Below are 20,898 nucleotides of genomic sequence, written 5' to 3' on the forward strand. Positions count from 1 at the left end.
TGCGGGTACGTGGGGATGTGCGGTGCGGTCGCGCGGCGGGGACGGTCACGGGGCGTCCACCCACCCGGTCTGCACGAGCTTGACGGAACGGCGGGTCACCAGCTGGGCGCGGCCGGCCGGCAGGGTGCGCGGCTTGGCCTCGCCGAGGAACTTGCCCTCCTCCTTGGGGTAGGAGAACAGCAGCGCCGGGTTGCCCAGCTCCCACAGCCGGCGCAGTACCGGGTCCATCATCGAGCGTATGGCGCCGGAGGTGCTGCGGGCGACCACCAGGTGCATGCCGATGTTCAGCCCCTGCGCCAGCAGCGGCACCAGCGGCGTCATCGGCGACGGGGCGCCCGGCGTGCCGGAGAACAGGTCGTAGTCGTCGATCAGCACGAACAGCAGCGGCCCGCTCCACCAGTCCCGGCGGGCCAGTTGCTCCGGGGTGACCTCCGGGCCCGGCACCCGCTTGCCCACCGAGATCGCCGCGTTGTTCGCCAACTGCCCCAGCGCGTCGGCGTCGACCACGTAGCCGACCCGGTACTCCTCCGGCACCGACTTCAGCAGCCCGCGCCCGGGGTCCGCCACCATGATGCGGGCCTGCTCGGGCGTGTAGCGCTCGACGATGGAACGGATCACCAGGCGCAGCGCGTTGGTCTTGCCGGTCTCCCCGTCGCCGAACACCATCAGGTGCGGCTGGGCGCGGAAGTCGTGCCAGGCCGGTTCGAGACGCTGCTCGTCCAGGCCCAGGCAGAACCGCAGATCGCCCTCGGCGGACGGCAGTCGGTCCACCGGCAACCGGGTCGGCAGCAGCCGCACCCCGGGCGCCGGGGGACCGGTCCAGAACGTGTCGATCTCGGCGACCGCCGCCTTGGTGGCCGCCGTCAGGTCATCGGTGCGCGACGAGGAGTCCAGCCGCGGCAGTGCCGACAGGAAGTGGTGCCCGGCCGGTGTGAGGCCGCGGCCCGGCTGGTGCGGCACCGCCGCCGCGATCCGCGAACCGACCTCCGACTCCATCGAATCGCCCAGCCGCAGCTCGAACTTGGTGCCCAGCATGTCCCGCAGCCGCGGCCGGATCTCCGACCAGCGCACCGCCGAGATGATCACGTGCATGCCGAACGACAGCCCGCGCGCGGCCAGTTCGATGACCCGCGGCTCCAGGTCCTCGAAGTCCTGCCGCAGCGTGAAGTAGCCGTCGATCACCAGGAACACGTCACCGTAGGCGTCCTGGATCGCCCCGGAGGCCCGCAGCGCCCGGTAGGCCGCCATCGACTCCAGGCCGCGTTCGGTGAACTCCGCCTCGCGCTTCTCCAGCAGGTACGTCAGCTCCGCCACCGTCCGCAGCACCCGGTCGCGCTCCAGCCGGGTTGCCACCGAACCCACGTGCGGCAGGCCGGCCGTGGAGACCAGGCCGCCGCCGCCGAAGTCCAGGCAGTAGAACTGGGCCTCCTGCGGGGTGTGGGTCAGCGCCAGCGACAGCATCAAGGTGCGCAGCATCGTCGACTTGCCGGTCTGCGGAGCGCCCACCAGGCCCACGTGGCCGTCGGCGCCCGACAGGTCGGCGGCCAGCAGGTCGCGCGACTGCTCGAACGGCCGGTCCACCATGCCCAGCGGCATCCGCAGCGCCCCGGTCGCGGGGAAGTCCACCGCGCTCATGCCGCGCACCGGGTCCGGCACGATGCCCGGCAGCAGCTGGTCCAGGCTCGGCGAGGACGTCAGCGGCGGCAGCCACACCTGGCGGGCCGGCGGACCGCTCTCCTCCAGCCGCCCCACCAGCAGCTCCAGCAGGCTCTCCTCGTTCTGCTGCTCGGCCCCGGCCCCGGCGCCGGCCGCCGCCGGCTCGTCGCGGTGCGCCGGGCGCCGGGAACGGGCGGCCAGCTCCGCCAGCTCCTCCTCCAGCCGCTCCGACAGCCAACGGCCCTGCCGCCGCAGGTCGAACGGGGTGACCTCCTGCTCCGCCCGCGCCTCGCGCGCCGAGACCTCCGCCTCGCTCACCGGCTCCGGCGCCGGGCCGGAGACGTAGGCGGCCTTGAACCGCACCAGGTTCGTCGTGTCGACTTTCAAGAACCCGTTGCCCGGCGCCGACGGCAGCTCGTAGGCGCTGGAGACCCCGATGACGCTGCGCGACTCCATCGAGGAGAACGTCCGCAGCGCCAGCCGGTACGACAGGTGGCCCTCGACCTTGTGGATGCGGCTCTCGTCCAGCCGCTGCGACGCCAGCAGCAGGTGCACGCCCAGCGAGCGGCCCAGCCGGCCGATCGACACGAACAGGTCGACGAACTCCGGCTTGCTGGCCAGCAGTTCGGAGAACTCGTCGACGATGATCAGCAGCGAGGGCAACGGCGTGATGTCCGCGCCGGCCCCCCGCGCCCGTTCGTAGTCGAACAGCGAGGAGTACCCCGACTCGCGCAGCAGCTCCTGGCGGCGGATCATCTCGCCGTTGATGGAGTCACGCATCCGGTCGACCAGGTGGATCTCGTCGGCCAGGTTGGTGATGACCGCCGAGGTGTGCGGCAGGCGGTCCATGTTGAGGAACGTCGCACCGCCCTTGAAGTCCACCAGCACCAGGTTGAGCACCTCGGAGGAGTGGGTGGCCACCAGGCCCATCACCAGCGTCCGCAGCAGCTCGCTCTTGCCGGAACCGGTCGCGCCGATCAGCAATCCGTGCGGCCCCATGCCGCCCTGCGCCGACTCCTTCAGGTCCAGCTCGACGACCTCGCCGTCCTCGGTCACCCCCAGCGGCACCTTCAGCCGCGCCGACTGCGCCAGCCGCGGCCGCCAGGTCGCCTGCACGTCGAAGGTGCGCGGGTCGCGCAGGCCCAGCAGCGCCGTCAGGTCGAAGTCCGACTCCAGCGGCGCGTCCGCCAGGTCGACGCTGCCACCGGTACGGATCGGCGCCAGCCGCCGCGCCAGGAACTCCGCCCCCGGCCGGCTCAGCGCGTCCGCGTCCGCCGTCACCGCCTCGTCGCCGGACGGGAACTCCACCGAGCCGTCCCGCGCCACCAGCCGCAGCACCTTCGGGCCGCCCGGCATCGCACCGGTGGCGTCCAGCACCACCACGTTGCGCAGCCCGCCGGCCAGCAGCCGCGACGACGCCGGGACCGCCACGCCCTGCGCCACGATCACCACCAGCGGCTCGCCCGCACCGGGCGCCGCGTCCGGGTCGTGGTCGGGGCGGTCGCGCACCTCGGTGCCCAGCAGATCCATGAGCGTGTCGTGGTCCTCGGCCGCCAGCCGCGCCTGCCCGGCGTCGTCCTGCTCCGCCGGATGCCCGTTGTGCGGCAGCCACTTGAGCCAGTCCCACTCGGCACGGCCGCTCTCGCCGCCCAGGAACGCGATCCGCAGCTCGTCGGGGGAGTGGAAGACCGCCAGCTGGGCGACCATGGCCCGCATCAGGCCGAGCGCCGCCTCACCCCCGCCGGCGAACTCCACGCTGGTGAACCGGCGCAACGCCACCGGGATCGGCAACTGCGGCACGCTCTGGTGGGCCTTGGTGAACCGGCGCAGCGACACCGCCGCCAGCGGCTCCAGGTCCTCCACCGGCTTGGTCTGCGGCGGTACGAACTCCAGTGCCGCCCGCCGCCGGCCCAGGCCGATCCGCACCCGCCCGAAGTCCGGGTGCGCCGGCCGCCGTTCCCACAGCCGGTCGCCGGCCGCCACGGCCCACAGGTCGCGCACGTCCGGGTTGTCCCACAGCAGCGCGGCCCGCTGCTGCTCCGCCGCCTGCCGGGCCTGCCGGCGCCGCTGCGCGAGGTACCGCAGGTAGTCGCGGCGTTCGGCCCGCATCCTGCGGCGCCGCTCCCCGGAGGTGCGGCCGATCTGCGTCAGCGTCATGCAGATCATGGCGACGCCCATCATCCCCGACATCATGTACGTCGTCGGGCCGCCGCCGCGCATGGAGAACATCAGGACCATCGCCCCGGTGCCCATGCCCATCGGCAGGTACATCAGTGCCGAACCGAAGTCGGCGCCGGCCGGCTCGCCCAGCACGGGCGGCTCCGCCAACTCGACCTGTCCCTCGGGCATCCGGGGACCCTCGGCGCGCGGGGAACGCTTGGCGACCACGGTGCTCAATCGCGAACTCTTTCCTGCGCGTTCATGACATTGACCCGACTATAGGCAGCCGTACCGGCCTGATCCGGTCGCGAGCGGGCGACTTTGCCTGTCAGTGCAGCCCGGGCTGCCTGTTGTTGCCGTCCGGCCCCCGCCCGCGCCTCAGATGACCCCGTTGCGGATGGCGTAGGAGACCGCGTGCGTGCGGTTGCGCAGCCCCAGCCGCTTGATCAGCCCGTACAGCACGTTCTTGACGGTCCGCTCCGAGTAACCGAGCACCTCGGCGATGTCCTTGAGGTCGGTGCCGTCGGCCACCAGCCGCACCACGTCGATCTCCCGCACGGTCAGCCCCGACGCGGTCAGCCCGCGCGGTTGCAGCACCTCCCGGTTGGTGCGCTGCAACTGGTCCATCAACCGCCCCTGCAACGCCGACGGCAGGTCGCCGTGCCCCTCGCTCACCGCCCGGATCGCGTCGCTGAACCGCTGCCAGGCGAAGTCCGGCCGCAGGATCGCGGCCCGCACCCCCGCCTCCAGCGCGGTGTTGAGGTCGGCGTTCCAGGTGCCGTTGACCAGCACCAGGAACCTCGTGCCGAGGAAGGTCAGGCGGCGCAGGCCCTCGATGGCCTGGTTGTCGGCGTTGTGCAGCTCGACCACCACCACGTCGGCCGCTCCGGGGTCCCCCAGCCGGGAGAGCACGAACTGCTGTTTCTGCTGGATGAAACTGACCAGCGCGTGCCTGGTGATCGGATCGGCGGCGTGCACCGCCACACTCACCGCGCCCATGCGTCTCCCACTCGTTCGGTCAGGTCAAGGAGGGCCGGCGTCGCGGAGGGGGCGCGACCGGCGCCCAGGTGCGACGAACCCGCGGCGAAGCCCTGCTGAGCTGCGCCGCGTGGCCGTTCGAAGTACGTGGCCTATTCATATAATCATCCGGTCGCCGGATGCCCCATCGGGGCCCCTACTTGCCCGTTCGTGCCGAATGCGCGGTCCGCGTCGCCCCCGAACCGGCCCGGAACGCAACCGGTCGGCCTTCCGCCACGTCCGCGCGAGACCGCGGCCACGCCGCCGCCCGGCCGGCCCCGCCCGCCGCCCGCGCCGGCACGTTCGCACCGCGCGACGGTCGACCGGACGCGGCCCGTACGGCGGGGGACGGCGACCACCGCGAGCACCGGGTCGCCGGCGCCGCGTTCGCCCGGAACCTGCCCCGCGCACGCTGGCGCGTCGCGTGAACCGGCGGCCGTTCGCGCCACGGACGGGTGACTTGACGAGCGCGTCAGCCGGTCGTTAGCGTCGGCGGCGACGTACGAAAGTCACTGCCCGGTAGGTAGTCCGGGTAACGCGAGAGCGTTCGTACAAGCGCCTGGTCGCAGGCCACCCGTGCGTCCTTTGTTGCATCTCGAACAAGGGACCACCATGTCTGCACAGCTGAGAGTCCTCATCGCCGGCGCCGGTCTCGGCGGCCTGACGCTCGCCCGGTCGCTGCGGGGCCACGGGATCGACGTCGCGGTCTTCGAGCGCGACGCGAGCCCCTGGGACCGTCCGCAGGGCTACCGCCTGCACCTGGACGCCGACGCGATCAACGCCGCCCGGGAAGTCCTCCCCGACGACCTGCGTGCCGTGTTCGAGGCGACGGCCCAGTACACCGAGCCGTTCACCACGATCCTGGCGCCGGACCTGTCGGTCATCAAGCGCCTGCCGACCCACGACGAGCACGGCGACGTGTGGCCGGGGCACGACGGCACGGCGGTCCACGCGAACGTCGACCGGGCGACCCTGCGCCAGATCCTGCTCGCCGGCCTGGACGACGCCGTGCACTTCGGCCGGACCCTCGAACGCTACGAGAGCACCGCCGAGGGCGTGACCGCCTTCTTCGCCGACGGGTCGACGGCGCACGGCGACGTCCTGGTCGGGGCGGACGGCATCCGGTCGGCGGTCCGCAGGCAACGCGCCCCGTACTGCGAGACCGTCGACGCGGGCATCACCGCGATCTACGGGCGCCTGCCCATGGCCACGGCCGAGCCGCTCGTGCCCGCCGAGACCCTCAAGGACATCTTCACCGTCGCCACCGACGAACGGAAGGTCTTCCTCGGGCTCGGGTCCGTGCGCTTCGCGACATCCCCCACCGAGGCCGCCGAGCGCCACGCCCCCGGCATCCCGATGCGTCACCAGGACGACTACGTCGTGTGCATCGTCGGCGGTCGCCACGAGTTCTTCGCCGGCGGTGACAGCGACACCGTCTCCGACACCGACCCCGCCCCTGCCTCCGCCCCGGACCCCGCCTCCGCCTCCGACACCGGCCGTACGGCGCGCGCCCGTTCCGGGGAGGAACTGCGCGAGATCGCCGCGCGGACCCTCCAGGACTGGCCGGCCGGCGCCGCCGGACTCGTGCGCCGCGCCGACCCGGCCTCGTTCTTCCTCGTCGAGATGCGCACCAGCGTGCCGGCCGCGCTCGACACGCCGGTCAACGTCACCCTTCTCGGCGACGCGATCCACGCGATGACGCCCACCCTGGGCCGCGGGGCCAACATCGCGATGCGCGACGGCGTCCTGCTCGGTCGTGAACTCGCCAAGGCCGCCGACGGGCGGACCTCCCTGGCCGAGGCCCTGACCGCCTACGAGCGCGAGATGACCGCCTACGGATTCTCCGTCGTACGGGAAGCGGCGCGCACGGGCGAACAGCGGATGGCCCAGAACCCGCTGCCCGAACAGCGCTGAGGCGTCCCCGTCACGGATGCCGTCCGCTCGTGCCCCCGGCGGTGGGGTGCGGGCGGACGGGCGAGCGGGGCGGACGACCTGCGGGACTCAGGCGGTTCGTCGGCGGGCCGGACCGGTTCAGCCGTTCCGCCCGACGCGTCCGGCCAGCACGCAGTCCCCGCACAGGGCTCCCGCGGGGACGGGCGCGCCGGGAGCGCTGAGTGCGGCGCGGTAGATCAGACAGCAGCTTCCGCGGCGGAAGGCGCCGTTCGCACCGGAGCGGGTGTGCGCGTCGCGCAGGTCCGGATGGTTCAGCAGCCTCGTCGCGGTCTCGCGCACCCGCCGGCCCAGGTCGGTGCCCGACGCGCCGGCCACCGTGGCGGCGCCGTTGACGGCGGAGGCGACGTTGCCCCACAGGATGTGGCGGGAGACGGGGACGGCGGCGACGGCGTCGACCAGCTGACGGACGGGACCGTCGAGCACGGCCCCGGCGTCGTCCCGCGGCGTTCCGGGGCCGGCCGTCCACCGGGGCAACGACAGCGGGAAGACCCCGCCGAGCTCGGGTTGCCACCAGGTCCGCGCCAGGTCCAGCAGCGGCGGTCGCCCGTACAGCGCGGTCAGGGCCAGGAGCGGTGAGATCAGCCGTGCGGTGAGTCCGAGGTGGGCCACCGACGCGGCGACCCGCAGCTCCACGCCCTGCGGTGGCCTGCCGCCGCCCGCCGCGAGGTGGCCGCGGACGGCGGTGACCCGGTCGCGCAGCGCCGGCGAACGCCCGTCGACCACCTCGTTCATCACACGCCACGGTCCGCCCGGCGCGCTGCCGCCGTCGTGCGAGGCGAAGGCGAAGTACGGGCCGAGCGCCGCGATCTCGTCCGGGACCGCGGCCGACGGGTTCGTCATGCGGTGGTGGCCGTTTCCGGCCGAACGGGTGCCGTGCGCCGCGCCGCGCTGCCGACGGGCTGGAGGAGCCGGTCGGCCGGCGGGGCGAGGCTCAGCGCGGCCGGGGCGCCGTCGGCCGGCCGGGGGACCGCTCCGGACGCCGGCGGGGCGACCGGTGCGGGGAGGCCGGGTGCGGACGAACTGCTCACGAGTACGTCTCCTTCAGGGGATCGTGCGTCCCTCAAACGCTGGAGCGCCGTGACGGCGGAGTGCCCGGCTTCGGGTCCCCGCTTCGGGGTGACCCGTTCACAGTGGCGCGACCGCGCCGGATTCCCACCGGCTTTCTCGTGCCACCACTGGTCCCGAAAGCCTAAGGACGCGTTGCGGGGGGCGTCAACGGCCGCCAAAGGTCCCACCTTTGGGGTTCGTCACCGCCGTCGGGTACCGACGCCGCGTCGTCATCGGGTACCGACGCCGCGCCGAACTGGCTCTGCCGTGCCGAGGATCGGCCGCGGTTTCCCCGCGATCCGTGATCCGTGCTTGCCCACGTGCTGCGCGACCGGTCGGTGGTCCGCCGACCCGTCAGGCGATCGCGCGGGGCGGCGTCCGCGTCGAGCGGCGCGTAGCGAGCCGGGATACGGGCGCGACGAGCCCGCCGGGTGGGAGGCGCGGCGAAGACTCCCTGCCCCCTCGCTCGGCGTCCGGTTGTCTGACGAACGCGTTCGCGTCGAACTTGCTCGTAACGAACATGTTCGTTACCGTCGGGTCATGAGAGCAGACGCCAAGGAGCCCCGCAGCCGTCGCGAGCGGCCCGCCAAGCCCGCGCTGACCCGCGCCGGGATCGTCGCCGCAGCCGTGGAGGTGATGCGTTCCGAGGGTCTGGAGCGGGTCACCATGCGGCGCCTGGCGCAGGAGCTGGACACCGGTCCGGCCTCGCTGTACGTGTACGTCGCCAACACCGCCGAACTGCACGCGGCGATCCTGGACGAGCTGCTCGGCGCGGTCGACCTGTCCGCCGGGCGCGCCGGCGGCGACTGGCGCGACCGGCTGCTGGGGGTGCTCACCTCGTACATCGAGGTGCTGTTCGAACACCCGGCCCTGGCCCGTTCCGCGCTGGTGGCCCGCCCCAGCGGCGACCACTACCTGGACCTGGTCGAGGCGGTCCTGGCACTGCTGGCGGAGGGCGGGGTGGCCCCGGCCCGGGCGGCCTGGGGCGTGGACCTGCTGCTGCTGTTCGCGACCTCGACCGCCGCCGAGCAGTCCACCCGCGACCAGGACGCCGGCGCCCAGGACGACTGGGACGCGCTGACCGGCGTCCTGCGTGCCGCCTCCGCGGACCGCCATCCGCACATCGCCGCTCTCGGTGACACCCTGCTCAGCGGTACCGGCCCCGCCCGCCTGACCTGGGGCTTCCAGGCGCTGATCAGCGGGCTCCTGGCCACGCCGGTACCCGACACCACCGGCCCGCCCGGCCGCCGGTCCTGAGCCCGCGGCACCCACCGTTCACGGGCTTGGGGCGGCACCCACCGTTCACGGGCTTGGGGCGGCACGGCCTCCCGGCTTTCGCGCCCCCGGCTTCCCGCATCTCCCGGCCCGACGACTTCGGCCTGACGACTGCCGCGACGTCACGATCTCCCGCCTCTCCCGGCCCCACGACCTTCACCACACGGAGCGCCCCCATGACCGACCAGCACCCCAGCCCCGACCAGCATCCCGAGGCCGAGCACCACCCGATTGCCGTTGTCGGCGCCGGACTGGGCGGTCTGACGCTGGCCCGGGTCCTGCACGCCCACGGTATCGAGGCCGCGGTGTTCGACCTCGACGCCTCCGCGACCGCCCGTCCGCAGGGCGGGATGCTCGACATCCACGAGGACTCCGGCCAGGTCGCCCTGCGGGCCGCCGGCCTGTACGACGAGTTCCGGGCGCTGGTCCTGCCCGGTGGCGAGGCCCTGCGCGTCCTCGACCGGAACGCCGTGGTGGGCCGGCGGGAGGAGGACGACGGCGACGGCGGCCGGCCCGAGGTCGAGCGCGGGCAGCTGCGCGACCTGCTGCTCGGCGCACTGCCCGAGGGCACCGTCCGCTGGGGCCGCAAGGTCACCGGCGCCCGCCCGCTGGGCCCGGGGCGGCACGAGGTGAGCCTGGCCGACGGGACGCGGTTCACCACCGACCTGCTGGTCGGGGCCGACGGGGCCTGGTCGCGGATCCGGCCCCTGGTCTCGCGGGACGTCCCCCGGTACACGGGGATGTCCTTCGTGGAGTTCGACCTGCGGGACGCCGACACCCGCCACCGCGAGGCGGCCGAGCTGATCGGCGGCGGGATGCTCTTCGCGCTGGGCGCCGGCAAGGGCTTCCTCGCCCACCGCGAGCCCGACGCCCGACTGCACGTCTACGCCGCGCTCACCGTGCCCGAGGAGTGGTCCTCCGGCGTCGGCACCGGCGACACCGGTGCCGCCAAGGCCGCGCTGCTGGAGCACTTCGCCGACTGGCATCCCAGCCTGCGCGCGCTGGTCGTCGACGCCGACGGCACGCTGGTCGCGCGGCCGGTCCACGCCCTGCCCGTGGGCCACCGCTGGGACCGCACACCCGGGGTCACGCTGCTGGGCGACGCCGCCCACCTGATGTCCCCCTTCGCCGGCGAGGGGGCCAACCTCGCCATGCTCGACGGCGCCGAACTCGCCCTGGCACTCGCCGCCCACCCGGACGAGCAGGAGAAGGCGCTCGCCGCCTACGAGCAGGCGCTGTTCCCGCGCGGTGAGTCCGCCGCCGCCGAGTCCGCCGCGAACCTCGTCCTGTGCTTCAGCGACACCGCCCCGCAGCCCCTGCTCGACCAGTTCGCCCGGTACGACCGCCTGCGCGACCGGACCGGCTGACACCGCGCCCCGTTCCCGCGCCCGCATCCCGTTTCCGGGGCAGGAGATGACGGTCCTCGCGGCGGATCTCGCCCGCGCCCTGGTGACGGCGTTCCTGGCCGGCGCCCCTACCAGGGCACCGGCCGGCCCTGGTGGTTGAGGAATCTCAGGCCCGGTTCGCCGCTGTGGCGGTCGATCGTGTCCACCACGCCCGGGACGGACTGGTCGATGCTCAACGGTGCGTCCGGACCGCCGAGTTCGGTGCGGACGTGCCCGGGGCAGATGAGCAGGAGGGTGTGCGCGGCGTCGGTGTGCCGGGCGGCGTAGCCGCGCATCAGCTGGTTCAGGGCGGACTTGCTGGCGCGGTAGACGTCCTGACCGCCGTTGGTGTTCAGACCGACGCTGCCCTGGGTCGAGGACATGACGCCGATGGTCCCCGTCGGCGCGACCAGCGAGCGGAAGGACTCGACCACGCGCATCGGGCTGAGCGCGTTCGTGACCATGACCTCGGTGAACATCTCCTCCGGCACGTCGCCGATCGGGATGTCGCCCCTCGTGATGGCCGCGTTGACGAACAGCAGGTCGAGGGTGCGCTCCGCCAGCCGGTCGCGCAGCGCGGTGATCCGGTCCGGCTTCGTCATGTCCAGCGACTCGACTGTCACGCTGCCCCCGGACGCCTCGGCCAGCTCGTGCAGACCGGTGCGGCCACCGCCCCGGACGGTCCCGATGACGTCCCAGCCGCGGCGGGTGTACTCGGTGGCGAGGCCGAGCCCGAGGGTGCGGGACGCCCCGACGATGAGCGCGGTCCTGGTGCTCATGCCAGGACCGCCGGCTTCAGGACCTCCTCGCACCAGGCGCGGAAGGTGGTCGGGCTCGCGGTCCGCGGGGTGCGCCGCACGCCGTCGTCCAGGCCGTCGTCCTTGGCGCGCATCATGTCCACGTAGCCGTCGGCGATCGCGTTCCCGATCCCGTGGAGTACGGCGCGGAAGTCGTCGAGCGACTGCCGCTCGTAGCGGACCGGGCGGCCGAGCACGTCGGAGATGATGCGTGCCATGTCGTCCGCCGAGAGGTCCTCGGGGCCCAGCACCGGGACCTCGCCCGTCCCGGTCCACGAGCGGTCGAGCAGCAGGCCGGCGGCGGCCGCGGCGATGTCCCGGGTGGCGGCCGCCGGGGCTTTGCGGTCGGCGGTGACGGTGTCGGTGAACACGCCGTGGTCGCGGATCGGCGCCACCTGCCGCAGCAGGTTGTCCATGAAGGTCGGATTGGCGAGCGCCCGGTAGGCCACCCCGGTACTCGCGATGAGGTCGTCCATGGCCAGCGACGCCGTCACCAGCCCGGCGCGGCCGGCGGCCGGCGTGCCGCGGCCGAGCGCCGAGACGCCGACGACGTGTCCCACGCCGTGGGTCCTGAACGCCTCCGCGGCGGTGCGGGTGAACCCGGAGTACACCGCGTCCGGGCTCGGTGCCCGCGGGTTCGACGGGACGAGCCAGAAGACGGCGTCGGCGCCGGTGAAGGCCCGGTCGACGACCTCGGCGTCGCCGTGCGAGCCGGTGACGACGTCGACGCGGTCGCGGGTCTGGGCGGGCAGTTTCCCGGGGTCGCGCACGATGACGCGCAGCTCTTCACCCCGGGCGGGGGCCTCGTTGAGCAGGATGTCCAGGAGCCGGCCGCCGATCTGGCCGGTGGGAGTGGTGATGACGATCATGCTTCGAGTCTCGGCGCCACCACCTGCGGCGTCCAATGCCCTTCCCGGCGATTGATACCCTGAAGGCATGGATCTCGACCTGCGCAAGCTCCGCTACTTCGTCGCGGTGGCCGAGCACCGCAACTTCGGCCGGGCGGCGGAACAGCTGTACATCACCCAGCCGGTGCTCAGCCGCCAGGTCAGGGCCTTCGAGCAGGAGCTGGAGTGCACGCTGCTCGTGCGGACCACCCGCAGCGTGGAGCTGACCGCCGCGGGGAAGCAGCTCTACGAGGAGGCGCAGGGCATCCTGGCGTCCGTCGCGGCGGCGGTGCGACGCGTGAACGACGTCGGCCGCAGCGTCCAACGGCTCGTCGTCGCCTTCTCCCCCGGGCTGCACGTGTCGGACGCGATCCGGGCGTTCACCCGACGCCACCCCCAGGTCCGGACCGACGTCGTCCCGACGCGCTGGTGGGAGCAGGACGCGCCGCTGCGGGACGGCCGGGCCCAGGTGGGGTACCTGCGGCGGCCGTTCGACGACTCGGGGCTGCACACCATCCCCATCGGCCACGAGCCCAGGGTCGCCTGCCTGCCCGCGGCGCACCCGCTGGCGTGCCGCGGCGAGCTCACCTCCGCGGACCTCGCCGACGAGCGGATGCTCGACACGCCGACGCGGCGGACGTCGTCACTCGAGGAGAAGTTCGAGCTCATCGCCTCCGGGCACGGCGTCGCGCTCGTCCCGCTGAGCGTCGCGCGCTCCTACTCCCGCCCCGACCTCGTCCACCTCCCCGTCGCGGACGTCCCCGGGATCGAGACGTGCCTGGTCGCCCTCGCGGACCGGCGCGAGAAGCTGCTGCGCGACTTCCTGGAGGTCGCCACCACGACGCTGCGGAACGCCTGAGCGGTTCGGCCGTGAGCCGTGAGCCGTGAGCCGTCAGCCGTCGGTGGTTGGTGGTCGGTGGTCGGCCTCGGCGGCCGGGCCACGGACGGCAGCGTGCCGGCGCACCCACCAGCACGGCCGGCAGCCCCGCGGCTCCCGCGGTCCCCGCAGCACCCTCGGCCCCGCAACCCCGCGGCGACCGTGGTCTACCCGGCGTCGGCAGCCGGGCCGCACTCGGGTCCGTCCCGCCACAGCTGGTCGGCCGTGCCGGCGGTGAGGTGCTGGGCGTAGATCTCGACCTTCGTGTGGATGATGCCGAGGGCCTCCTGGAGGTCGGCCACCTGCTGCTGCACCCTGGCCTCGTGCCGGCGCAGGATCTCGAAGCGCTCGGCCTCGTTGCCGGGGCCCTCCCGTGCCAGATCGGCGTAGCGGCGGATCTCGGGCAGCGGCATCCCGGACGAGCGCAGCTTGGTGCACACCCTCAGCCACTCCACCTCCTCCTGGGTGAACACCCGCCGCCCCGCCGCGTTGCGCCGTACGGGTGCGGCGAACAGCCCCTCCTGCTCGTAGAAGCGCAGGGTGTGCGTGGTCAGGCCGGTCAGCGCGCTGACCTTGCCGATACTCAGGGCGGTCTCCTCAGTCGTCATGCCTCCAGGGTACGAGGTTGACTTCAAGTCGACTCGAACTCCTAGCGTCCATGACGTAACCGACGAAAGGAACACCGTGCCCACCACATGGTTCATCACCGGCACCTCTTCCGGCTTCGGGCGTCTGCTCACCGAGCGCCTGCTGGCACGCGGCGACCGCGTCGCGGCGACCCTGCGCCGGCCCGAAGCGCTGGACGACCTGCGCGCCGAGCACGGCGACCGCCTGTGGACCGCCGTGCTCGACGTCACCGACGCCGCACAGGCGCACCGGGTCGTGGACGACGCCTTCGAGGCGCTCGGCACGATCGACGTGGTCGTCAACAACGCGGGCTACGGCGTCTTCGCCTCCGTCGAGGAGGCGGCCGACGAGCAGATCCGACGGGTGATCGACACCAACCTGCTCGGTTCGATCCACGTCATCCGCGCCGCGCTGCCGCATCTGCGCGCCCAGGGACGCGGCCGCATCCTCCAGGTCTCGACCGCCGGCGGCCAGGCCACCTACCCGAACTTCAGCTACTACCACGCCTCGAAGTGGGGGATCGAGGGCTTCTGCGAGACGGTGGCCCGCGAGATCGCCCCGTTCGGCATCGGGCTGACCATCATCGAGCCCGGTGCGACGCCGACCGGGTTCGGCTCCTCCCTCGCCACCGCGCCGGTCATGCCGGAATACGAGGACACCCCGGCAGGCGAGGTGCGGCGCGCGATCACCGGCGGCGACTTCACCCTCCCCAACGACCCGCAGAAGATCGCGAAGGCCATCATCGACCTCGTCGACACCGGCGCGGCGCCGCTGCGGCTCCCGCTCGGGTCCGACGCCTATGACGACGTGCGCGCGTCCCTCGTCGCCCGGCTCGCCGAACACGAGGCGCATCGCGACGTCGCGTACTCCGTCGTGACGGACGAGCTCGCGTAACCGCGACCGTCAACCTCCCGTTACGCGACCGGCGACCGGCGACCGGCGACCGGCGACCGGCGACCGGCGACCGGCGACCGGCGACCGGCGACCGGCGACCGGCGACCGGCGACCGGCGACCGGCGACCGGCGACCGGCGACCGCCGTGCGCACCTCGCACGCCTTCGCCGCCGGACGGCAGGCCGCCCGCCCGCCGGACAGCCGCAGCAGCCGGATGCCGCCCCGGCGCCGGGCACCCGGCCGCGGACACCCTCCCGGTGCGGCGATCGGCCCCGGTGCCACGCTCGCGCACCGGGGACTGCGCTCGCGTACCGGGGACCGCGCTCGCGTACGCGGGAGTGCCGCCTCAACGCGCCGGGGCGGGCCGCGATCGGCGGTTCACTCCCGCTGTCCGGCGGCGGCCGGTGTCGGGACGACGTGCAGGGAGGAGGGACCGTTGACGATGAACGACGGGACGGGGGACGGCGGTTCTTCGGGGTGGGCGAGGGCGACGTGGGGCAGGCGGGTGAACAGCGTGGCCAGGGCGATGTGCGCCTCCAGCCGGGCGAGATGCGCGCCGAGGCAGAAGTGCGGGCCGTGGCCGAAGGCGAGATGTTCCTTGCTGGCGCGGGTGGGGTCGAACTCGTCGGGGTTCTGCGGGTGCAGTTCGGGGTCGCGTCCGGCGGCGGCGAAGGCGATGATGATCGGATCGCCCTGGCGGATGAGCACGCCGTCGCCCAGGTCGATGTCCTCCACCGCGTAGCGCATCGGCAGGTAGTTCACCGGGCCCTGGTGACGCAGTGTCTCCTCGATGACGTCGCCCCAGCCGATGGTGTTCTCGCGGACCGCGCCGAGGTGCTCGGGGTGGGTGAGCGCGGCGTGGACGGCGCTGGTGATGAGGTTGACCGCGGTCTCGTAGCCCGCGCCGAGCATGAGGAAGAAGGTGTCGAGCAGTTCCGGTTCCGACAGGGGCGGCCCGTCCGCCGCCGACCCGGTGATCAGATCGCTCGTCAGGTCCGTGCCCGGGTGGGACTCCTTGTGGCGCAGCAACCGGGTCAGCAGGCGGTGCAGTTCGGTCTGGATGGCCAGGCCGCGTTCCAGGTCGGCCGCGGTGTCCAGTACCGCGTCGATGGCGGCCCCCAGCGGTCCGCGCAGGAAGTCCGGGACGCCGAACAGGTCGCAGATGACCGTGATGGTCAGCGGCAGGGACAGCGCCTTGCGCAGGTCGACGCTCTCACCGGGCGGCAGTTCGGCGAGGGTGCTGATCAGGTGGTCCGCCGTCGCCTGCACCTGGGGGCGCATCTCCTCCACCCGCCGCGGTGTGAAGGACGGCGCGACACTCCTGCGTAATCTGTGGTGTTCCGTCCCGTAGGCGTTCAGGAAGTTCTGCTGGAGGGCGACCGGCGCCAGGGGCCAGCCCTCGGGGACGTCGGCCAGGCCGGGCCAGTGCTGGCGGAAGTCCCGGGAGACGCGCGGGTCCCCGGTCAGGGCCTGGATGACGTTGTGCCGGGTGACCGACCAGGCCCGGACGCCGCCCGGAAGCTCGACGAGCACCGCCGGGCCCTCGGCGCGCAGGGCGGCGGCCTCCGCGTGGGCGGCGCGGGCGGTGGGATCGAGGACGGGACAGCGGCGGGGTGCGGAGGACGACATCGATGCTCATCTCGGTGGAGGCGGACACAGGGGGTTCGCCGTGCCCGCCGGGCCTGTCGCAGCCGGCGCGTTGGGCTCCGGCGATTCCGGGACGGCGCATGGCCGGCCGTCCCGAACGGCGGGCGCGTCCCTTTGTTCTACGCTCTGATCCGCCGGACGGAAACGATGCCGAACAGGCCACGAAACCGCCCCTGCCCAGCGGTAACACCCGCCCCGGCCCGCACTCGGCCGGCCCCGCGCGAGCCCGGCGCGTGGAGCGAGCAGCCCTCACCGGGTGGCCGGCCGCGCCCGGCCCACGCGTGCGCCGGCGTGTGCTCGGCCGGAGCCCGCGCGCCCCCCGGCCGGAACGGATCGCGAGCCGTCCGCGTCCAAGCCCGTGTCGGACTCCGGGGGGAAATCGTGAGCGTTCGCACCAGCACGGCGGCCTGGATCGCCTGTGTCCTGACCTTCGGCGTCGCCGTGGCGGGATGCGACACGGAACCGTCCACCGCGACGCACGACCGCGCCGCCGTCGCCGCCGCCCTGAAGGCGGTCAGAACCTCCCGCTGCCCCGCCTCCCTGCCGACCCGTCAGGCTCGTGACGTCGGCGGCGACAGCCTGGAACCGCTCGTCGCCGACCGCCTGCTGCTGTGCGGTTACGCGGACGTGGGCATCAACCACCGTACCGAGCACATCAGGGGACGGGCCCTCGTCACCGACCGGGGGCAGCTCGACCGGTTCCGCGCCGCGCTCGACAAGCTGGGCAAACCGCCCGGCGGTGCCGTCAGCTGCCCGGACGACATCGGGGGATTCGTCCTGGAGATCTTCACCGACGGCGTCCACGAGGTCGAGCTCACACAGAGCCTGACGGGATGTCAGGAAGTGAGCAACGGCGAACGCGACGGCCGGGTCGGGACGTCGGACGTCGGTACGACCGTCATGGCGCTGCTCCCCGCCCGCTTCTGCCAGGCGTTGTGGGGAAGAGGGACCAACGACTGCGACAGCCTGCCGTCCGTCGCCCGGCCCTGAGGCGCGGGCCGGCGGCGGCGTCCACGTCAACGCCCGTATCCGTGGCGCTGGTTGGCGGCGGGGCACCGGACCGCCGCCCACCCGGCGCCGGGTACCGCGGATCGTGCCGCGAGAGGTGACCCCGCCCGGTCCGCCCGGCGCCGGCGCGGTCGGCCGGTGAGCGCCAAGGACGGCCCAAGCGGTGCCCAACGGCGGGCCCGGAAAGGCTCAAGAGCGGTTCACGCGCAAGCGCCGGGCGCGGGGGACGGGAGGGTGTTCTGTCCCGGTGCGGCATCGTTGGCGCCGGTTATGACATGAACCCGACATCAAGTTGTCACAAAGGATTCTCCGCGCGAATCTACCCGCATAGAACAACGGACCGTCATCCTGTTGCGGCGCACACCCCAACACCCCACGCAACGGGAGAGGTTCCGCATGTCCAGATCCCGCCTGACCCGGTTCCGCCGGACCGTCACCGCGTTCGCCGCGCTCGCACTCGCGGCCGGCGGGCTCCTCGCGACCGGGACGCCGGCCAGTGCCGCGCTGCCGGTGACGATAGCCGCGTCCACCGCCCGCACCTACCTGTCCGAACTGACCGTCGCCGACGAGTCGCACGCCTCCACCTACGAGCGGTCGCTCTTCCCGACCTGGATCACGATATCGGGCACCTGCGACACCCGGGAGACGATCATCGAGCGGGACGGCACCGGCGTCGTCACCAACTCCGCGTGCACCGCGACGAGCGGGAAGTGGACCAGCCCCTACGACGGGGTCACCACCACCGACGCGTCGACGTTCGACATAGACCACCTCGTGCCGCTGTCCGAGGCGTGGGACTCCGGTGCCTGGGCCTGGACCACCGCCCAGCGGCAGGCCTACGCCAACGACGTGACCCGGCCCCAACTCCTGGCCGTCTCCGCCTCCAGCAACCGTTCCAAGGGTGACGACGACCCCGCAGAATGGCTGCCGCAGACCTCCTACCAGTGCACCTACGCCCGCGCCTGGGTCCAGGTCAAGCACTACTACGGCCTCACCGTCGACAGCGCCGAGAAGAGCGCCCTGTACGGCGTCCTCGACAACTGCTGAGCCACGCCGGCCACCCGCTCCCGCGACCCCGCACCCCGCGACCGCGCATCCCGCACCGGGCGACCGCGGACCGGGCGACCGCGCCGGGAGCGGGCGCGGGGTGAGCCGTCGCCGACCCCGCGCCCGCCGGCACGCCGCCCGGGCCGGTCAGGCGTGCGGCGCGGCCGGGTCGGCGCCGGCCGGCTCGAACGCGCTGAGGGTGACGTCGTAGTCGGAGCTGCCGATGTCGGACATCGACGTCATCCAGTGGTAGAAGTTGTCGCCCCGGTCCCGCAGCAGGTCGTACAGCCTGCGGGTCAGCCGGGCGCGGACCGGGCGCAGCGCCGGGTCGTCGTGCGCGTTGGTCAGCTCGTGCGGGTCGGCCGCCAGGTCGTACAGCTCGTTGACCGACTCGGGGTTGACCACGAGCTTGTAGCGGTCGTCGCGGATCATCCGCTGCGGGTACGGGAAGTGGTGGCCGTGGAACTCCGCCAGCAACTCCTCGCGCCACGGCGGCTGTTCGCCGCGCACCAGCGGGAGCAGGCTGCTGCCGTCCACCGCCCGGGAGGCGTCGGCGCCGGCCAGGTCCAAGATGGTGGCGGTGCAGTCCATCAAGGTCGCGAACTCCCGCCGCACCTGCGGTGGTTGACCCGGTACCCGGATGATGCCGGGGATGCGGTAGATGTCCTCGTACATCGCCGGGCCCTTGTCGTGCAGCCGGTGGGCGCCGGTGAACTCCCCGTGGTCGGCGGTGAAGAACACCGACGTGGCGTCGGCCAGGCCCAGTTCGTCCAGCCGGTCGAGGATCCGGCCGATCTGCTCGTCGATGAGGGTGACGTACCCCCAGTAGACGGCGATGAGTTTGCGGGTGACCTCGATCGGCATGGTGTCGAACGTCCAGTGTGCGCTGTAGTTGCGCTGCACCGGCGGCTTGCCCTCGAACGTCTCGGCGATCGAGGCCGGCAGCTCGACGAGTGCGGGGTCGTAGAGGTCGTAGTACGCGTCGGGCAGCAGGTAGGGCAGGTGCGGCCCGAAGAAGTGGGTGGCCAGGTAGAACGGCCGCCCGGTGCCGGCGTACCGCTCCAGGTGCTCGATGGCGCGGGTGGCCAGGTAGTGCTCGAAGGTGGCCTCCACCGGCTGGTGCAGCCGGGCGGCCAGCAGGTTGCCGGGGTTGCCGTTCGGCATGGTGCCGCGCACCGGGTCCGATATCCGGTACGGCGGCAGGTCCCGTTCGGCGAGGTAGGACAGGTAGTCGGGATGGTCGACCGGGTTGTGCCAGCCCGGCAGGTCCGGGCCCTCGAAGCCGTAGGAGGCGGCGTTGCGCTCGGTGCCGCCGTGCCACTTGCCGATCAGCCCCAGCTGGTAGTCGCGTTCGGCCAGCGCCTGCGGGAAGGTGAAGACGTCCTCGCGCAGGTCCTCCAGGTAGCCCACGTTGCGCTCGTGGTTGGCCAGCAGCCGGTGCCGGAAGGGCGCCTGGCCGGTGAGCAGGCTGGCCCGGGACGGCGTGCAGATCGCGGTGGGGGTGTAGAAGCGGTCGAAGCGGGTGCCGGTGGCGGCCAGCCGGTCGAGGTTCGGGGTCGCCACGTGCGGGTTGCCGTAACAGCCCAGGGTGTCCACCCGGTGCTGGTCGGTCATCAGGAAGAGGAAGTTCACTTGCCGGCCGCCTTGATGAACGCGGCGCCCTCGTAGTACGCCTGCGGCGCGGGGGCCTTCTTCAGCTGCCCGGTGCCGACGAAGAAGTCCGCCAGCCCGTTGAGCCACTTGTCCACCGTGCCGTCCTTCGTCCTGGCCACCAGCTGCGCGGTGGTCAGCAGTTGCACGTTGGACGCGTCCTGCCGGGCCTGGGCGTCGGTGACCTGGAGCAGCCCGGCCGCCAGTGAGATCGCCTGGTCGCGGTGCGCGGCACGCCAGTCGTTGGCCTGCTGCAGGACGGAGACCACCTTCGCGGTGAGCGCCGGATCGGTCTTCGGGCCGCTGACGAACGCGGTCGGGAAGGCGTCGGCGGGAAAGTCCCGGTCGGCGGCCAGTTCCTGGAGCTTGGGGACCCGCTTCTTGATGGTGTCGATCAGCGGGTAGTAGAAGCCCGCGCCGTCGATCTGCCCGGCGGAGAACGCGGAGACGATGGTGGCCGGGTCCATCGGCACCTTCTGCACGTCCGACATCGTCATCCCGGCCTTCTTCAGCGCCAGGTTGAGGATCATCTCCCCGGACGTGCCCTCCGGGACGCCGACCTTCTTGCCCCGCAGCGCCTGCATCGAGGTGATGCCGGGCTGGGCGATGACGCGGTCGGCGAAGGTCAGGGTGTCGATGGCGATCACCTTCGCCCGGCCGCTGGCGGGCAGCCACATCGCGCCGGGGCCGATGTAGCCGAAGTCCAGGTCGCCGGCGCCCAGCGCGTCGATCTGGATCGGCCCGTTGGTGAAGACCTTGACGCTGGGATCGAGGCCCGCCTTCTTCCACAGCCCCTGGTGGGCGGCGATCGCCAGCAGGCTGGAGCCGTTGAAGTCGGCGATGTACCCGAAGCGCACCTTCGTGCCGCTCGACCCGCCGGAGGAGGAGCAGGCGGCGACGGTGAGCGAAAGGGACGTCGCGCACAGGGTCGACAAGAAGGCGCGTCGGTTCAAGGAGGTCATGGCGGAGGT

At 73.0% G+C, this 20,898-nt stretch carries 17 protein-coding genes; 7 read left to right on the plus strand and 10 right to left on the minus strand.

Translation table 11 applies throughout. From position 1 onward, the window contains the following. Positions 1 to 45: 45 nt before the first annotated feature. Both eccCa and POF43_RS13715 read right to left on the minus strand, forming a co-directional pair. Positions 46 to 4,044 (minus strand): type VII secretion protein EccCa, encoded by a 3,999-nt coding sequence (eccCa, locus tag POF43_RS13710; RefSeq protein ID WP_443732101.1) that lies wholly within the window; start codon positions 4,042 to 4,044, stop codon positions 46 to 48. A 150-nt stretch (positions 4,045 to 4,194) separates the two neighbouring features. Further along, positions 4,195 to 4,815: a helix-turn-helix transcriptional regulator gene (locus tag POF43_RS13715; RefSeq protein WP_271315689.1), complete on the minus strand. Its 621-nt coding sequence runs from the start codon at positions 4,813 to 4,815 to the stop codon at positions 4,195 to 4,197. Between the two features lie 630 nt (positions 4,816 to 5,445). Between POF43_RS13715 and POF43_RS13720 the strand changes: the two genes are divergently transcribed. Then, the gene (locus POF43_RS13720; RefSeq protein WP_271322812.1) at positions 5,446 to 6,747 is read left to right on the plus strand and encodes an FAD-dependent oxidoreductase; all 1,302 of its coding nucleotides are present in this window, start codon (positions 5,446 to 5,448) and stop codon (positions 6,745 to 6,747) included. Between the two features lie 117 nt (positions 6,748 to 6,864). Here POF43_RS13720 and POF43_RS13725 read toward each other — a convergent pair whose 3' ends face one another. After that, positions 6,865 to 7,626, minus strand: coding sequence for a (2Fe-2S)-binding protein (locus POF43_RS13725; RefSeq protein WP_271322811.1), 762 nt, complete (start codon positions 7,624 to 7,626; stop codon positions 6,865 to 6,867). Beyond that, on the minus strand, positions 7,623 to 7,814 hold the full coding sequence (locus tag POF43_RS13730; protein WP_271322810.1) for a hypothetical protein: 192 nt from the start codon (positions 7,812 to 7,814) through the stop codon (positions 7,623 to 7,625). The genes POF43_RS13725 and POF43_RS13730 overlap by 4 nt, the downstream gene beginning before the upstream one ends. Positions 7,815 to 8,373: 559 nt before the next feature. Between POF43_RS13730 and POF43_RS13735 the strand changes: the two genes are divergently transcribed. Next, positions 8,374 to 9,090: a TetR/AcrR family transcriptional regulator gene (locus POF43_RS13735; protein WP_271322809.1), complete on the plus strand. Its 717-nt coding sequence runs from the start codon at positions 8,374 to 8,376 to the stop codon at positions 9,088 to 9,090. 194 nt (positions 9,091 to 9,284) lie between these two features. Continuing rightward, the gene (locus POF43_RS13740) at positions 9,285 to 10,475 is read left to right on the plus strand and encodes an FAD-dependent oxidoreductase (RefSeq protein WP_271322808.1); all 1,191 of its coding nucleotides are present in this window, start codon (positions 9,285 to 9,287) and stop codon (positions 10,473 to 10,475) included. 107 nt (positions 10,476 to 10,582) lie between these two features. Here the strand turns inward: POF43_RS13740 and POF43_RS13745 are convergent, their stop codons facing one another. Both POF43_RS13745 and POF43_RS13750 read right to left on the minus strand, forming a co-directional pair. Beyond that, positions 10,583 to 11,272 carry an SDR family NAD(P)-dependent oxidoreductase gene (locus POF43_RS13745; protein ID WP_271322807.1) on the minus strand — a complete coding sequence of 230 codons (690 nt, stop codon included), beginning with the start codon at positions 11,270 to 11,272 and terminating at the stop codon, positions 10,583 to 10,585. Continuing rightward, positions 11,269 to 12,159: an NAD(P)H-binding protein gene (locus POF43_RS13750; protein WP_271322806.1), complete on the minus strand. Its 891-nt coding sequence runs from the start codon at positions 12,157 to 12,159 to the stop codon at positions 11,269 to 11,271. The genes POF43_RS13745 and POF43_RS13750 overlap by 4 nt, the downstream gene beginning before the upstream one ends. Before the next feature lie 67 nt (positions 12,160 to 12,226). Between POF43_RS13750 and POF43_RS13755 the strand changes: the two genes are divergently transcribed. Further along, positions 12,227 to 13,036, plus strand: coding sequence for a LysR family transcriptional regulator (locus tag POF43_RS13755; protein WP_271322805.1), 810 nt, complete (start codon positions 12,227 to 12,229; stop codon positions 13,034 to 13,036). Between the two features lie 185 nt (positions 13,037 to 13,221). Here POF43_RS13755 and POF43_RS13760 read toward each other — a convergent pair whose 3' ends face one another. Then, positions 13,222 to 13,662, minus strand: coding sequence for a MerR family transcriptional regulator (locus POF43_RS13760; RefSeq protein ID WP_271314971.1), 441 nt, complete (start codon positions 13,660 to 13,662; stop codon positions 13,222 to 13,224). Between the two features lie 76 nt (positions 13,663 to 13,738). On the opposite strand from POF43_RS13760, the gene POF43_RS13765 reads away from it, so the two are divergent. Then, positions 13,739 to 14,575, plus strand: coding sequence for an SDR family oxidoreductase (locus POF43_RS13765; protein ID WP_271322804.1), 837 nt, complete (start codon positions 13,739 to 13,741; stop codon positions 14,573 to 14,575). Between the two features lie 378 nt (positions 14,576 to 14,953). On the opposite strand, the gene POF43_RS13770 is transcribed toward POF43_RS13765, so the two are convergent. Next, positions 14,954 to 16,204 (minus strand): cytochrome P450 family protein, encoded by a 1,251-nt coding sequence (locus tag POF43_RS13770; protein WP_282704572.1) that lies wholly within the window; start codon positions 16,202 to 16,204, stop codon positions 14,954 to 14,956. A 399-nt stretch (positions 16,205 to 16,603) separates the two neighbouring features. On the opposite strand from POF43_RS13770, the gene POF43_RS13775 reads away from it, so the two are divergent. Beyond that, a complete protein-coding gene (locus POF43_RS13775) occupies positions 16,604 to 17,212 on the plus strand; it encodes a hypothetical protein (protein ID WP_271324916.1) in 609 nt (202 codons plus the stop codon). A gap of 414 nt (positions 17,213 to 17,626) precedes the next feature. After that, positions 17,627 to 18,277: an HNH endonuclease family protein gene (locus POF43_RS13780; protein WP_271324917.1), complete on the plus strand. Its 651-nt coding sequence runs from the start codon at positions 17,627 to 17,629 to the stop codon at positions 18,275 to 18,277. Positions 18,278 to 18,424: 147 nt separating this feature from the next. On the opposite strand, the gene POF43_RS13785 is transcribed toward POF43_RS13780, so the two are convergent. Both POF43_RS13785 and POF43_RS13790 read right to left on the minus strand, forming a co-directional pair. Beyond that, a complete protein-coding gene (locus POF43_RS13785; RefSeq protein WP_271318287.1) occupies positions 18,425 to 19,909 on the minus strand; it encodes a sulfatase family protein in 1,485 nt (494 codons plus the stop codon). Beyond that, positions 19,906 to 20,889: an aliphatic sulfonate ABC transporter substrate-binding protein gene (locus POF43_RS13790; RefSeq protein ID WP_271324918.1), complete on the minus strand. Its 984-nt coding sequence runs from the start codon at positions 20,887 to 20,889 to the stop codon at positions 19,906 to 19,908. Before POF43_RS13790 ends, POF43_RS13785 begins: the two co-directional genes overlap by 4 nt. Positions 20,890 to 20,898 lie beyond the last annotated feature (9 nt).

The organism is Streptantibioticus silvisoli, assembly GCF_027947535.2.
Taxonomy (GTDB): domain Bacteria; phylum Actinomycetota; class Actinomycetes; order Streptomycetales; family Streptomycetaceae; genus Streptantibioticus_C; species Streptantibioticus_C silvisoli.

Excerpts from the sequence above, each read along its gene's own strand:
- POF43_RS13715 (WP_271315689.1), bottom strand. The coding sequence starts at position 4,815 with ATGGGCGCGGTGAGTGTGGCGGTGCACGCCGCCGATCCGATCACCAGG.
- POF43_RS13720 (WP_271322812.1), top strand. The coding sequence starts at position 5,446 with ATGTCTGCACAGCTGAGAGTCCTCATCGCCGGCGCCGGTCTCGGCGGC.
- POF43_RS13725 (WP_271322811.1), bottom strand. The coding sequence starts at position 7,626 with ATGACGAACCCGTCGGCCGCGGTCCCGGACGAGATCGCGGCGCTCGGC.
- POF43_RS13735 (WP_271322809.1), top strand. The coding sequence starts at position 8,374 with ATGAGAGCAGACGCCAAGGAGCCCCGCAGCCGTCGCGAGCGGCCCGCC.
- POF43_RS13740 (WP_271322808.1), top strand. The coding sequence starts at position 9,285 with ATGACCGACCAGCACCCCAGCCCCGACCAGCATCCCGAGGCCGAGCAC.
- POF43_RS13745 (WP_271322807.1), bottom strand. The coding sequence starts at position 11,272 with ATGAGCACCAGGACCGCGCTCATCGTCGGGGCGTCCCGCACCCTCGGG.
- POF43_RS13750 (WP_271322806.1), bottom strand. The coding sequence starts at position 12,159 with ATGATCGTCATCACCACTCCCACCGGCCAGATCGGCGGCCGGCTCCTG.
- POF43_RS13755 (WP_271322805.1), top strand. The coding sequence starts at position 12,227 with ATGGATCTCGACCTGCGCAAGCTCCGCTACTTCGTCGCGGTGGCCGAG.
- POF43_RS13760 (WP_271314971.1), bottom strand. The coding sequence starts at position 13,662 with ATGACGACTGAGGAGACCGCCCTGAGTATCGGCAAGGTCAGCGCGCTG.
- POF43_RS13770 (WP_282704572.1), bottom strand. The coding sequence starts at position 16,204 with ATGTCGTCCTCCGCACCCCGCCGCTGTCCCGTCCTCGATCCCACCGCC.
- POF43_RS13780 (WP_271324917.1), top strand. The coding sequence starts at position 17,627 with ATGTCCAGATCCCGCCTGACCCGGTTCCGCCGGACCGTCACCGCGTTC.
- POF43_RS13790 (WP_271324918.1), bottom strand. The coding sequence starts at position 20,889 with ATGACCTCCTTGAACCGACGCGCCTTCTTGTCGACCCTGTGCGCGACG.